At 32.8% G+C, this 12,935-nt stretch carries 12 protein-coding genes and 2 pseudogenes; 3 read left to right on the top strand and 11 right to left on the bottom strand.

All coding sequences use genetic code 11. From position 1 onward, the window contains the following. Positions 1–80 precede the first annotated feature (80 nt). The 5 genes from PLX19_RS17940 to PLX19_RS17960 all read right to left on the bottom strand — a co-directional run bounded on the left by PLX19_RS17940 (position 81) and on the right by PLX19_RS17960 (position 5,572). Entirely contained in the window at positions 81–710 is a 630-nt protein-coding gene (locus PLX19_RS17940) for a LysE family translocator (protein WP_272190117.1), read from the bottom strand. A 152-nt stretch (positions 711–862) separates the two neighbouring features. Next, positions 863–1,243 carry a VOC family protein gene (locus PLX19_RS17945; RefSeq protein WP_272190118.1) on the bottom strand — a complete coding sequence of 127 codons (381 nt, stop codon included), beginning with the start codon at positions 1,241–1,243 and terminating at the stop codon, positions 863–865. Positions 1,244–1,287: 44 nt separating this feature from the next. Further along, positions 1,288–2,157, bottom strand: a complete 870-nt coding sequence (locus tag PLX19_RS17950; protein WP_272190119.1) for a helix-turn-helix domain-containing protein — start codon at positions 2,155–2,157, stop codon at positions 1,288–1,290. A gap of 197 nt (positions 2,158–2,354) precedes the next feature. Continuing rightward, complete coding sequence (locus tag PLX19_RS17955; protein ID WP_272190120.1) at positions 2,355–3,191, bottom strand: endonuclease I family protein; 837 nt, start codon at positions 3,189–3,191, stop codon at positions 2,355–2,357. 674 nt (positions 3,192–3,865) lie between these two features. Next, complete coding sequence (locus PLX19_RS17960) at positions 3,866–5,572, bottom strand: M3 family metallopeptidase (RefSeq protein WP_272190123.1); 1,707 nt, start codon at positions 5,570–5,572, stop codon at positions 3,866–3,868. Positions 5,573–5,741: 169 nt separating this feature from the next. On the opposite strand from PLX19_RS17960, the gene PLX19_RS17965 reads away from it, so the two are divergent. Then, positions 5,742–6,647, top strand: coding sequence for a winged helix-turn-helix domain-containing protein (locus PLX19_RS17965; RefSeq protein WP_272190124.1), 906 nt, complete (start codon positions 5,742–5,744; stop codon positions 6,645–6,647). A gap of 299 nt (positions 6,648–6,946) precedes the next feature. Here the strand turns inward: PLX19_RS17965 and PLX19_RS17970 are convergent, their stop codons facing one another. The 3 genes and pseudogenes from PLX19_RS17970 to PLX19_RS17980 form a co-directional block, all read right to left on the bottom strand. Continuing rightward, positions 6,947–7,612 carry a DUF1801 domain-containing protein gene (locus PLX19_RS17970; protein WP_272190125.1) on the bottom strand — a complete coding sequence of 222 codons (666 nt, stop codon included), beginning with the start codon at positions 7,610–7,612 and terminating at the stop codon, positions 6,947–6,949. Positions 7,613–8,072: 460 nt separating this feature from the next. After that, a pseudogene (locus tag PLX19_RS17975) lies at positions 8,073–8,186 on the bottom strand (alpha/beta hydrolase); the annotation flags it as partial. Beyond that, positions 8,181–8,374: pseudogene (locus tag PLX19_RS17980) on the bottom strand (GNAT family N-acetyltransferase); the annotation flags it as partial. The pseudogenes PLX19_RS17980 and PLX19_RS17975, both read right to left, overlap by 6 nt. 171 nt (positions 8,375–8,545) lie before the next feature. Between PLX19_RS17980 and PLX19_RS17985 the strand changes: the two are divergent. Beyond that, positions 8,546–9,325 carry an HAD family hydrolase gene (locus tag PLX19_RS17985; RefSeq protein ID WP_272190127.1) on the top strand — a complete coding sequence of 260 codons (780 nt, stop codon included), beginning with the start codon at positions 8,546–8,548 and terminating at the stop codon, positions 9,323–9,325. Positions 9,326–9,359: 34 nt separating this feature from the next. Then, complete coding sequence (locus PLX19_RS17990; protein ID WP_272190128.1) at positions 9,360–9,548, top strand: hypothetical protein; 189 nt, start codon at positions 9,360–9,362, stop codon at positions 9,546–9,548. 15 nt (positions 9,549–9,563) lie between these two features. Here the strand turns inward: PLX19_RS17990 and PLX19_RS17995 are convergent, their stop codons facing one another. Genes PLX19_RS17995 through PLX19_RS18005 form a run of 3 tightly spaced genes read right to left on the bottom strand, consistent with a single transcriptional unit; the run spans position 9,564 to position 12,643 of the window. Continuing rightward, complete coding sequence (locus tag PLX19_RS17995; RefSeq protein ID WP_272190232.1) at positions 9,564–10,382, bottom strand: energy-coupling factor transporter transmembrane component T family protein; 819 nt, start codon at positions 10,380–10,382, stop codon at positions 9,564–9,566. A 1-nt stretch (position 10,383) separates the two neighbouring features. Then, the gene (locus PLX19_RS18000) at positions 10,384–12,081 is read right to left on the bottom strand and encodes an ABC transporter ATP-binding protein (RefSeq protein ID WP_272190233.1); all 1,698 of its coding nucleotides are present in this window, start codon (positions 12,079–12,081) and stop codon (positions 10,384–10,386) included. 10 nt (positions 12,082–12,091) lie between these two features. Then, a complete protein-coding gene (locus tag PLX19_RS18005; protein WP_272190129.1) occupies positions 12,092–12,643 on the bottom strand; it encodes an ECF-type riboflavin transporter substrate-binding protein in 552 nt (183 codons plus the stop codon). Positions 12,644–12,935 lie beyond the last annotated feature (292 nt).

The following is a 12,935-nucleotide window of genomic DNA, read 5'->3' on the forward strand; positions in this document are numbered from 1 at the left end:
TACATAACTGTCAATTATTTGTAATATCGTAATAATATTATTCTCACAAAGAAAAAAGTGGTAATCTAAAATCTCTTATTTTATGTAACAAAGCCTTTCATTAAATTGTACATAGACCATAAACCAAACATTATTATAATGAATCCAGAAATACGATTTACAATTTTTAAAGGGAAATTTTTCATTCGACTCATCAATACTCCTGTTACACTGCTAAGAATGAACCACCATAATGTAGAACCAGAAAATACTCCTAATACTACGACTAAGCTAATTATTGTATCATTATTCGAATTAGACATTCCAAGTCCAGAAAAAATGGCTAAGAAAGATAATATGGTTACTGGATTTGTAATAGTTAAAAGAAAGGTTGAAGCATATGCTCCAAAAACATTATTACCATTGGCTTTAGCTGATGTTTTTGATGGTTTTGAAACGAAAATCTTCAATCCTAGATATAATAAAAATATACTACCAACAACATGAATCCACCCTTGTTGTTCAACTAAAAAATTAGTTATAAATGTTAAACCAAGTCCAGCAATCAGCCCATACAGCCCATCAGCTGTTGCTGCACCTAATCCTGACATAAAACCAATACATTTTCCGTACTCCAATGTGCGTCGTATACATAAAACTCCAATAGGTCCAACAGGAGCAGCGATACTAAGCCCAATGATTAATCCTTTGATAAACAATTCAATGACCAACTTATTCTCCCTCCGATATTAGTACTATCCTTTTATCTGTCTTATTCTCATTTTCGCTAGTATCGTACCACCAAACAAAGTGAAATTTTTTCTATTTTGTGAAATACTAAAAAACTAAAAGTAGTGAAAGAGACCATTATCAACGGTCTCTTTCATTGACATTGCACTTCACTCATTAAAGCATGTGTATTACCTTCTGTATCTTTAAAGAATGTCATCCATGTTTCTAATTGTCCCATTTTCGCTACAATATGTGGTTCATCGATGAAAATAATTTCCTTGCTTAATAGATCTTCGTAAGTCTCTTTAATGTTTTCAACTTGAAAATAAATGACCGAACTAGATTGAGCAAATTTCTCTTTTTCTGGAAGACTTAAAAAGAGACGCAACCCGTTACATTCAAAGAATGCCATACTATCAGTATTAAATAGAAGTGATAGCCCAAGTTTATCTTTATAAAAATGAATTGCCCTATCTAAATCTTTAACTGGTACCCCAATTTGTCCGATTTTTTGAATCATAGTAGTTTCCAATGAGAATTCCCCTTTCAAAATCATTTCATTCTAAGAATATACGATTAAACTTTGTATTTCTTATCCAAAATCACCTTTTTTCGAAATTCAATAGGGGAAATCCCAACATGCTGTTTAAACATTTTGCTAAAAGATACAGGGTTTTGTAATCCTAGTTCAAATGTTATATCAGTCATATTGAAATCTAGTTGTGTTAAAAGCTTTTTCGCTTTCCGAACTCTAAACTCTGATATGTGCTGATGAGGTGTTTTACGATATATTTGTGAGTATGTTCTTAACAAATGGTTTGGCGATAAACAAGCAATTTGGGCAATTTCATTCAATTTAATTGGTCTATCATAATAGGCCCTTATATATTCATGTGCGATACTAATCCTTCTATACAATTCTTCTCTTGTAGAATTACGTACTGCTCTTAATGATTCGACTTCTTTCCATGCGTCAAAATGTTCAAATAGAATGATTTGTATTAACTTATGAAATTGTTCTTCATAGCCAACTGGGTCATTCTCAAGAATAGGTAAATTCTCTTTAAATTTTGTTATTTGATACAATAAAGTTTTACTTGTATCATAAGTTTTTTCAAAGAATTCGATATCGTTCCTATTCTTAAACGGATCACTAAGAAGTCTATTATTTGATTCTCGTAATGAGTTTAAAATTCCCTCTGCAAATCCGTCTTTAAAAAAGATGCAAAAAGATTCAACTTCCTTATTTTCATCAATTGAAATTGTATAAGACCCTTTATTAAGAAGTAAATATCTACTTTCCTCGACAGCAAAAAAACCTTTACTAGTCCTATAATGTGCTTTTCCGTTAGAAAATGTTTTAATAGATAATTGGCCGTGACCTTCCCAATAAAACTGTTTACTTTTTGCATGTAAAACAAAATTATTAGAATCCATATAATTCATAATACCGTCTCCGTAAGCATGCAATTATATTTTTCAGATAATTCAATTATACATAATAATAGAGGTTTAGCAAAAAGTCTTTTACTTTCCTCACTTATCCATTACAGACCAATTATTGTATAATAAACACGAAAAAGGAGTGATCCTTATGACCACTCCTTTCCACTTTATATTTTTCAAACTATGTTTTTACTTATTTATTTCCAAATTTTATTTGCCCATTCAGGATGATCAATAAATGGATTCCGGTTATGTTGATACTTTGTATAGATTATTTCATTACGCTTTCGCTCCAAATCATCAACAGGATCTTGTTCATTCCATTTTAGCAAAACAGATAGCTTTCCCATATAGGGAGCTTTATTATTGTTTACTTTATCATTTAGTTCCAAATCTACTTCACCGTTATCCCCTTCATAACGAACAGCCATGTAAAATAGCATTCTAGCAATATCGCCTTTTACACTATCACGAGGCTCCCAAGAATCATTATCATATTTACATTCTGTTGCTTCTGGATGGTTCACACCACCGTTATCAAAATCCAAATTTCCACGTGAGCTATTTACAGATACATCTGTAGCTCTTAAATGATGAAGATCCGTTCCAGGCCCTGCAGCCGTCCCAAATTCACCGTGAGATTTTGCCCAAACATGCTCTCGGTTCCAATTATCGACCCCTGAACCACTTGTAAATTTCCCTTGCGAACGCCCTGTATATAAGAGAAGTACATTATTTTTATTATTTGGATCTTCATCAGTATCTCTTAGCGCTTCCCAAACTGCACTGTAGGATATCTTTGTATGATTATCAATAATATTATGAAGTTCCTTTTTTAACTCTAGGCCCGTTTTCCCCTTCACGCTATTATAATATGTATCATCATAATTAGTTGAAGTTACCCCTTCAGTTACTTTCGAAGATGAAGAAGCTCCTTCACCATACACGGTATTAGTAAATGATAAGGATGCAGAACCTAAAATGAAAAATGAAGAAATAGTAAAAATAGCAAGTTTTGTATTTCGGAACACCATATACACCAATCCCCTTTAAAATTTAATTTTCTCTCATTAGTAACAAATAATTCTTTCTAAAAAATACAAACGGTTTCACATTTAAGTAAGACTACTCACCTGTATGAAATATATAGTTTAATAATACCTCATATTTTTCAATTTATTTATGCAATTATACATATTTGGTTACTAGTTAAAAACCTTCAGAGAAAACCACACAACAAAATAATTAGCATCTAGAACCGAAATAATAAATACGGCAAACAAATCTAAAAGCAATCTTTATTGTATATTTTGGAGTTACTTGACGTTTACCATTAACTCACCAATTAATAGTAGAATACCAGGAAGTATGTAGAAATCAGAAATAAATTCACCAATAGCATGGGTCACCGCCACCAAATAACATAAAACCCACGCTAATTCTGTACCAAAAACGGTTAATACATTGAAATTTCAGTTATTTAATTTTGGTGATACTTTTAGTCCTAGAAATCCGAATTAAAAGTTGTAAGGACAGTCAAGTCATTCTATTTTCTAAAAACGGTCGTTTATGAGACTTGAATATTTACTAAAGGTATCTTTGACACAAGAAAATTATTCTGGCTTTGAAATTAACGGGATTAAAATTAATTATTTGAAAGATGAATATATTCTTCTATATCCGTAATAATTTGATTAACAGACTGCTGTCAAAATTGTGGATTAGAAAGGTCAATATTAAAGTAATGGTATACTAATTCTTCAACTGACCTTTTTCCAGTTTCACTTAAGAACCTTTTATATTTCGAATGAAATTCACTACCATCTTGCTTTGCGATGGCTAGCAGACCTAGACTTAATAGATAACCAAAAGTATAAGGATAATTATAATAAGGAACGGTGGGTTCATAAAAATGCCCATATTTCATCCAAACAAAAGGTTGATACTGTTCTAAGCTATTACCATACGCTCTTTTCTGAGATTCAATTGATAATTCTTCTATCTGAATAGGACTTAATGGGCCATCTTTACTTTTTTCATAGAAAAGTTGCTCGAATATAAATGATCCTCGAACTGCCATTAAATAATTTAAACTACTTTGTATTTTATAGTTAAGTAAAGATTGTTTAATTTCTAAATCACTTGTAACTGTAATTAAATGATCCACAAAAATTAATTCAAATAAAATAGATGAACACTCTGCGATACTCATTGGAAAACGTTCTTCTAAAAAGAAAATTGAGGGATCATCTTCTAATTGCTTAAAATGCCATGCATGGCCTAGTTCATGTGCTAGTATCCTTGCACTCTCTATCGTTCTGTCATATCGTAAAGAAATTCTAGATTCTCCTTCACTTAAAAAAGGCGCACAAAAACCTCCAGAAGGTTTATTCGTTCTTGGCTCTGCATCTACCCAGCCATCTGTTATGGCATGAAGTGCAAATTGAGCAATTTCATCGTCAATATTTTTAAATGCATTGAATATTTCTTCTACGGCCTTTGAAAAAGGCATTTTTCTTTGCTCATTTTCTTGAGAAGTCATCAATTGATGCCATGTTAGCTTTTCTACATTCTTCCTTTTAAAGTTCAGAAAAACAGTTAAATTTTTCAAATTCTCATCTATTGTCTCCCACATTGTAAAGAGTGATTTTCGAGAAATTCCATTTAAATGCAGAGAATCTGATAATATATCGTCTTTTTGTAGGGCGCAGTTTTGGAACAGACGTAACCGTGCAAAGTTATTAAAAACGGTAGCAAAAAGAGCCTTTTCCTTATCTAGTTTAATCGTTAGCAACTCAAACGCTTCCATTCTTTTGATGGGATCATCATGATTCATAGCTAAATGATTCAATTCACTAAAAGAAACTATCTTTTTATTATCATCATAAATTAATTCAATCTCTAATTTATTTTTAAGTTGAGTATACATAGCTTTCCAATGATTTAATTCATTTTTTGTTATGCTTATTATTTGTTCTTCAATATCATTATAAATATTAGGAGATAAATCAAAAATAAAGGGTTGCACAAAAGGAAGACTATACCATTCCTTCTGGATTTCAACAGGAAGTTCACTTATATATTTTTTCCAATCCAATAATAAAGAATGAACTTCGTCTTTGAAAGAAGTTATATTGCTATGCAATGAAGTAAGAATAGAATGATCTTTTGATTCAGAACTAAGACAGTAACAATAATATTCCGCTTTTTCAAGCCTGCTGCGGACCTTGGAGAAGGTTTGCAGCATTTTTTCATCAATAAAACTTTCAGAGTTGAATTTTGAATAAGTCTCTTCTTTTAAATAATGAATTAAGGTTTTAATTTCATTTAATTCATTGGATAAAGTTTGATTCAATTCATTTGGATATAATCTTTGTAAATTCCAACATGTAGGCTCATGAGAAATTTGATTCATAAATACAACCTCCAATGGTATTTTATTTAGTTCTTCGAACGAAGAACTCATTTACAGTTCAATAATATTAGAAAATCACGAAAATGTAAATAAATTCAGAATTTTACACATTGTTCAATTGTTATATTTTTTGATATTCTATAATTAATATCCTAGTAGGAGGTAAGTAATGTCATATCGTGTAGCAGTGGATGATTCAATAGTTTATGAATTACTTTTAAGTTTTTTATTATATAAAAGAAGGAAAAATCTAAAATATTTGTATAAAGGTATGAATTGGGTTGAAGAAGTTGATTCTAAAATAACTGATGAATATAAAAATAAACTTGATCAATTTGAAGATGTATCGTTCGGGGATGTACTATGCTTAATAATTGAAGGATGTCCTCAAAAAGAGAATATTCATTCATTTTTAAATTGGTTCCAGAAAGCATCAATAACGACATTGTATGAATTACTAGCGCCACACTTAAAAAAAGAGGATTCTCATTTTTTGCTTGGTTTAGAAAATCAAAAAAATAATTATTTCTATTTCCTGTCGGAGTGGTATAACCAGTACTTTAAATTTGAGAATATAGAGAAAAAAATAGCTAACGAGGCTTCAAAATTTAGTGAAAAAGCTGAAACATATTCACCAGAAAAATTGGTAGAAGTGTTTGCGACTGGCCTTAAAATAGAAATTCCAACAATTAAGCACGTTGTTCTAATTCCTTCTCTTCACTTTTGTCCGCTCCATACTTTTAGTATTTTTAAAGAAAAAATGTTTGTTTGGTATCCTGTAAGTTTTGAAGAATCAAGAGAAAAAATATTTAACATTTCAAAAGCGCTAGCAGATCAAAAACGTTTAGATATACTTCAGTTTCTTTCAAGAGATAAATATAAATTTACGGATATTCTAAGTTATATAGGCGGAGCGAAAGGGAATCTCCATCATCACCTGATGATATTGCGATCAGCAAACCTTATACGTGTACATCTGTCTAGTAATAATCAATTCTATCTCAGTACACGTACAGAATTTGCTACTGAATTAAAGGAGAAAATGATTGATTTTATTCAAAATACTGATGCATAGCATTGCTTGTGAAACCAATTTAAAGAATAATGGAATGATATAAATCCGAAGTCCTTAGCGTACAGGTGAAGTGCACCCATTAATTCAAGAAAAGTGTACCTTTCAGCAAAAAGCCAAAGTGTACACTTTTGTGTGCAGTTTTTTTAACTGGTAATGCGTAAGCCTGTTATACGGTAGTTTGCTTATACTCTACGAATCATTTTTTTGTTTTTTCATTTTAAATTATTTGATTGAGCGTTACCTGCGAACTAAAAAGAGTTCACAGGTAACGCAAAGTGAGATAATATCCTAAAGTTTGATTAAATTTTTTTCTTATCCAATGATTTGTGTGAACCGTCACAGTTAGGTTGCTTTTGAGATAGCCCACAAGTACAATCATTTAATCCCTTTCCATCGAGAATTTTCTCGATACATTTCCCAATCCTTGACTCTCGAGTTTTAGATTGTTTGGGCTGAGAAAAATAAATAATATATGCTCTTTGCCGTCCCGGTGTCAATGATTCAAAAGCAGTTTTAAAAGTAGGCATTTCATCGAATTTATTTTGAAGTTCTTCAGGAATTATGAATTCTTTATGCTCTTTCTTTTTCACTTCTAAGCCGGATCTTTCAACTTCAATGGCTTCATAAATATAGGCTTTCAAGATGGGTTCCATTTCAACTATTTCTTGAACATTGGCGAACCGAATTTGGCGTGCCGCCTGTACATTTTCCGTTTGTTGGATTAGAATCCCCTGGGCATCTTGTAACAAGGCACCTTTGTGAAACAGAAGCGCACAATATTCTTTAAATCCATGTATTAAAACTATGTTTTTTTTCTCAAACGTGTAACAAGGATGCATCCATTTAAATTCTTCGGTTAGCTCACAGTCAAGAACTATATTTCTCAACTTCTCATATTCTTCCTTCCACTTCTCGGCTGCATTTAAAAATTCATCAACCTTAGGATTCATTCTACTATTTGTCATCAAGGAACACTCCTCTGCAATTTTACAATCAGCTGAAAGTCAAGAATGATCATTCTCAATTTCTCCGATTCTTTCTGTCACTTTTTAGCTGCATTTAAAAACCCATCAATCTTGAATCATTTTCCATAATCCACTTGGCAAGATGGTATCTAAACAATTAATATTCTTGGAAATTAATTGTTTTATTTTCATATGGATGTCTTCGAAAATCATAAAATTTAGTCTTTCAAAGTAAACGGCTCAGTCCTATAGCTTTTGTCTATTCGTTAGCTAAGCTACACTTCTTCAAAATCTCTTTTTTATCTTAGCATATATATAATTTAGGGCCTAAAAAAAGTACCTAAAACAAAACTGCTACTACGGCCTTCGTGATTCAGGATTTGAACCCTAGAGAATATGCACACGCTGGACGTAAAACAAAAAGTACGGTTTCAGCTTTGAACACCGTACTTTCCTCTCATTATCTCAGCCAATTTAAAACATCTTCAACAATTTCATTAGGTCTATCCCAGTGCATTAAATGTCCCGTTTCTTTGTACAATTTAGTCGTTATATCGATATGTTTCTTAAATTCAACAACATTACCATCAAGCTCTGCAACAAATTCGAATTGATTAGGTCCTAAATTGCTAATTCTATTTCCATAGCATCTACCCGCATACTAGGCAGGAAAACCATATATGGCAAAACAGCATCTTGTATGCAAATTCGATGAATTGCGCTAGCATCTTGTATTTGAACGGGATGAATAGTTACTTCCATTACAACATCTCCTTCAATAATAAGATGTTGTAATATTCTACACATCGCCCAAATAATCCTATTTATTCCCAACTTATTCTTTTTATTCTCTTATCAAATTCGACAAATTTTTTCTTTGATGAAGGAACATTATAAATACTGTCGAATGTTCTCATTTACTGGCTATATGTCATGGAAGCGTATGTAGGAATTAAATGGAAGTCTCGTGAACTTATAACAATAGCTCCGGATGAACACATATTTGATTTAGATAATACCCTCTTTTCATTTGATATCTATTATACGCAAGCTACTAAAAATACTTTTTATAAATCTAGCATCACGAAACCTTTACCATTTGAGAAGTTTTTCTCACACTATCATCATTATGACCATCATTTTTGGAAATTGCACGATCAAGGACAGATTTCCTTAGATGAAGTGAGGCAACAACGTCTCATTTATACACTTAAACATTTTAATCAGGAGATCAGTGCAGAAGAGGCGGATACCTATTTCGGTGAGTTCTTTAATCAGCTCATCCACTTATTAAAACCAGAAGAGGTAGTCAATGCATATCTCCGTGAATTAAAAAAAACGTATCAAGTTGGTATTATCACAAACGGAAAAGTCTATGAACAACGATCCAAACTCATAAAATTAAATCTACATAAGGTGTTTACTGATCAAGAAATCTTTATTTCAGAAGAGATGAGGGTTGAAAAACCGAAAAGTGAAGCCTTTCATATACCTCTCTCACATTATGGAATCAAGCCAAAGAATGCAGTATACGTAGGCGATTCCTGGAAAAATGATGTAATCGGTGCGATTAATGCCGGCATGTTCGCCATCTGGATTAATCCAAAGGGTAAAAAACAGCCAAGTGAGCACAAACCGTTATATGTTACGGAGAATATGATAACATTTAAAGATACTTGGATGTCATTGCAAACATGTAAAATAGGAGACTGAAACAAAAACTAGTTTCAAAAGATGGGGATCTAAAATGAGTAAATTATTATTAACCTCTAACGGCTTCTTCACGGGACAAATCAAAAAGCAATTTTTACAACTAATTGGTGGAGAGCTTAGTGACTTAAAAGTTTCAATTATAACTACGGCTTCTCCGCTCAAAGAAAACAATCAATATGCAAGAAAAGAGGAAACTAATACAGTTTCCTCCTCTCTTATCTAATCATTCTTCTATTATTCATAAAGGATACCAAAACGAATGAAAAGTTGTAAGTTTTAAATAAATAGCGAAAATCAAAACACATACCCCAATAAGAAGCGCCAGATAATCAAGAAACTGCATTTCCGTTCTATAGTACCAAGTTCGTTTCTCCTTTTTTCCAAAACCTCGTAAATCCATAGCATTCGAAACGGTATCAATTCGATCCAATGAATTGATTACAAGCGGCCAAAAAATCGTCACTCGATTTTTAATGCGTTGAAGTAGAGTTGCTTCTCCTTTATGAAACGGAATCCCCCTTGCTTCCTGCGCATGTTTAATGAGCTCATATTCTGTTTGTATATTCGGAATATAGCGCAGTGCAATATTAACTGCATAGGCTATTTTATAATGGAATCTAATTTTATTTAAGCTGCTGGCAAATTGACTTGGATGAGTTGTGTAAATAAAAATAAGTGTAAACGGTAATAAGGTAAAATATTTTAATGATAATGTCATTGCATAAAAAAGAGTTTCGAGTGTAATAGTCGCATAACCAATGTGAAGAAGTGGTGTATATGTACCAGTTAGTTCCGATCCATGTGTTGGGGTAATAAATAAAATCATGGTAGAATTCAGAATACTAAATGTGAAAATAACAGTAAAAATAAGTACTATCCTACGCGATGGAATTTTAGCGATACCTACTAGTATGCAGCCAATTAGTAATAAGAATAATAAAATACGAAAATCAAAAAACAGGAATGTAAGAATCATCCATATAATAAATAGGATGAGCTTTACAGCACCATCCATACGGTGGAAATATGATTCATCTTCTATGTATAGTGTCCCCATCTTACTCACGACGGTTCCTCCTTTTTGCTTCTATATAAGATTGAACAAATAGCTGCGGAAGTGGTATGTTCCCATGTTTCGCTAGACGGGTAAGTGTGCTCTCGCGGAGGTTTGCACGTTTTAAAACATGCTCATTGGCTAACACGGTAGTTACCGCATCATCTGCAATGATTTCGCCATTATGTAAGACAATCGCCCGTTTGGCGTATTCTATCGCTAAGTTCATATCATGTGTAATCAACAAAAAAGAAATTCCACATTTAGCTAATTTTTCTATAAAATTCATGAATTCTTTGTAATGAAAATAATCTTGTCCTGCAGTGGGTTCGTCTAAAATAACAATTTTTGGACTTGTAACGAGAATCGAAGCTATCGTTAGACGCTTTTTTTGTCCATAACTTAATGCTTGTACTGGCCAATTTCGAAATGGATACAAACCGCAAATTTGTAATGCCTGTTCTACTTTTTTATGTATTTCTTCTGAAGTATTCTTCAATTTTAAAGCAAAAGCGGCTTCTTCCCATACTGTCGCTTGTGTAATCATATGGTTAGGGTTTTGCATCACATAAGCGACCACCTCTCCCCGCTTTCGGATTGACCATCTTGTCACATCCGTTCCTTCTAAAAGAATTTTACCTTGCTGGGCTTTTTTCATTCCTGTCATGATATGAGCAAGTGTTGACTTTCCAGCACCATTGTTTCCTAAAAGAGCGAGAACTTCTCCTTTGTATATAGGCATACATATATCCTTTAATGCAAAATTTCTATTTGGATATGCATGCGATATATTCTCTATTTTACATATACATTTGTTTTCGAATCTTTCTGCATGTATTCGATTTTGTAACATCCATTTTGATAGCGTTTCGTGTAATATATGAGAATTAACACTTTTTATCGGATACACTTCCTCGTCCGAAAGTGGATATTCCAATGTTTTTAATGCTTCTACGTATACAGGCTCCCTTAGCCCTGCCTTTTGTAGAATATTTTTCTGTAATAGCTTAAGCGGTGTTTCGTTTGCAATGATACGGCCATTTTCCAAAATAATAATTTTATCTAAATCAAGATTGAGTATTTCTTCAATGCGATGCTCAATAATGATTATTGTTTTATTCGTTTGTCTATGAATCTTTTTCATAAGTTGAATTGCTTTTTCGCTGCTTACAGGATCTAAATTCGCTAAAGGTTCATCAAACAGCAGAATCTCGGCATTTGTAGCTAGTACGCCTGCAAGAGAAACGGACTGTTTTTGTCCTCCTGATAAATCGTGAGGGCTATGTGAATGAAACTTAATCATGTCTACCTCTTCAAGTGAACGTTCTACAATTCGCTTCATTTCCTCTTGCCCCGTACAATCATTTTCCATCGCAAACGCAACGTCTTCTTCAACCGTTAATCCGATAAATTGAGAATCTTGATCTTGCAGAATCGTTCCTACATATTGACTTAACTCAAATACACTCGTATGTCTAGGATCTATACCGCACACGGAAAGGTTTCCTGTACTTGTCCCTTCATAAGAAAAAGGAATGAGCCCATTGATACAATGAGCCAATGTAGATTTTCCCGACCCGCTTCGCCCAGCAATTAATACTTTTTCGCCAGGATAAATATGAAAGGTAATATCCCTTAGAGTCGGTTCAGCTACGCTTTTATATTGAAATGTAAATTCTTCAAACGAAACAATGGGTTTCATATGCATATTTTTACTTCTCGACCTTTAATTGTGTATTCTTTTTATTTGCCTTCGCAAGTCCTAACACGATTGGTAAACCGAGGATAAAGAACACGAGAACATCTGCGATAATCGCACCACCTACTTGAATAGCAATTTTATCAAACGGTTCGCCCATAATGAAAATGTCAAATATACCAGCAAAGACGATTCCCAAAAGAATACCAATTACACCCGTAATAGAAAGGTAAACGATATCTCCCTTACTATACGTTCCATTTTTCACACTAAATGCAGGGCGCTTTTGGACAAATCCCATAAATAAGCCAATGATTCCTGAACTTAATACCCAGCCCCACCAAATGCTCCAACCAGCAATAGCATCTGTTATTGCATGACCGATAAGTCCAATTAATAAAGCTGCGATTGGTCCAAAGATAGCACCGAAAATCGTTAATAAAGCAAGTGCTGGTTTAATAAAAGTATTCGGTGCAATAGAAAATCCCCATAATCCTAATACACCATATATTGCTGAGCCAATTCCAATTGCTACAACTAGTTTTGTAGAAAGATTTTGATTCATTAATATTCCCCCTCCCATTATGTAAACCTACTCTAAATAGCCTCTAGCATTTGTACGGGTGCTATCAGTTTTATATGCTGTAGCAACATGAATTATGCTTATATGTACCGTTTCATAACGACTTTAGCCAAAAACACTCAATCGTTTCGCTTGTTTTCTAGAGTTACAATTTTCTTTTGAAAATCCCAAATTTTTAAATTGTTTATCAAAACTCAAAAAAACTTGAGAAAAAAATTATTTGAATTTTCAGTATTCTAATAATAGAAACTTAATGTTACTATAAATCTATTCT

The sequence above is a fragment of the Bacillus sp. BP-3 genome, assembly GCF_028401955.1.
In the GTDB taxonomy this organism is placed as follows: domain Bacteria; phylum Bacillota; class Bacilli; order Bacillales; family Bacillaceae_G; genus Bacillus_A.

What these genes read in the sequence shown, in the direction of transcription:
- PLX19_RS17950 (WP_272190119.1), bottom strand. Translation starts at nt 2,157, where the DNA reads ATGAATTATATGGATTCTAATAATTTTGTTTTACATGCAAAAAGTAAA.
- PLX19_RS17955 (WP_272190120.1), bottom strand. Translation starts at nt 3,191, where the DNA reads ATGGTGTTCCGAAATACAAAACTTGCTATTTTTACTATTTCTTCATTT.
- PLX19_RS17960 (WP_272190123.1), bottom strand. Translation starts at nt 5,572, where the DNA reads ATGAATCAAATTTCTCATGAGCCTACATGTTGGAATTTACAAAGATTA.
- PLX19_RS17965 (WP_272190124.1), top strand. Translation starts at nt 5,742, where the DNA reads ATGTCATATCGTGTAGCAGTGGATGATTCAATAGTTTATGAATTACTT.
- PLX19_RS17970 (WP_272190125.1), bottom strand. Translation starts at nt 7,612, where the DNA reads ATGACAAATAGTAGAATGAATCCTAAGGTTGATGAATTTTTAAATGCA.
- PLX19_RS17985 (WP_272190127.1), top strand. Translation starts at nt 8,546, where the DNA reads ATGGAAGCGTATGTAGGAATTAAATGGAAGTCTCGTGAACTTATAACA.
- PLX19_RS17990 (WP_272190128.1), top strand. Translation starts at nt 9,360, where the DNA reads ATGAGTAAATTATTATTAACCTCTAACGGCTTCTTCACGGGACAAATC.
- PLX19_RS17995 (WP_272190232.1), bottom strand. Translation starts at nt 10,382, where the DNA reads ATGGGGACACTATACATAGAAGATGAATCATATTTCCACCGTATGGAT.
- PLX19_RS18000 (WP_272190233.1), bottom strand. Translation starts at nt 12,081, where the DNA reads ATGAAACCCATTGTTTCGTTTGAAGAATTTACATTTCAATATAAAAGC.
- PLX19_RS18005 (WP_272190129.1), bottom strand. Translation starts at nt 12,643, where the DNA reads ATGAATCAAAATCTTTCTACAAAACTAGTTGTAGCAATTGGAATTGGC.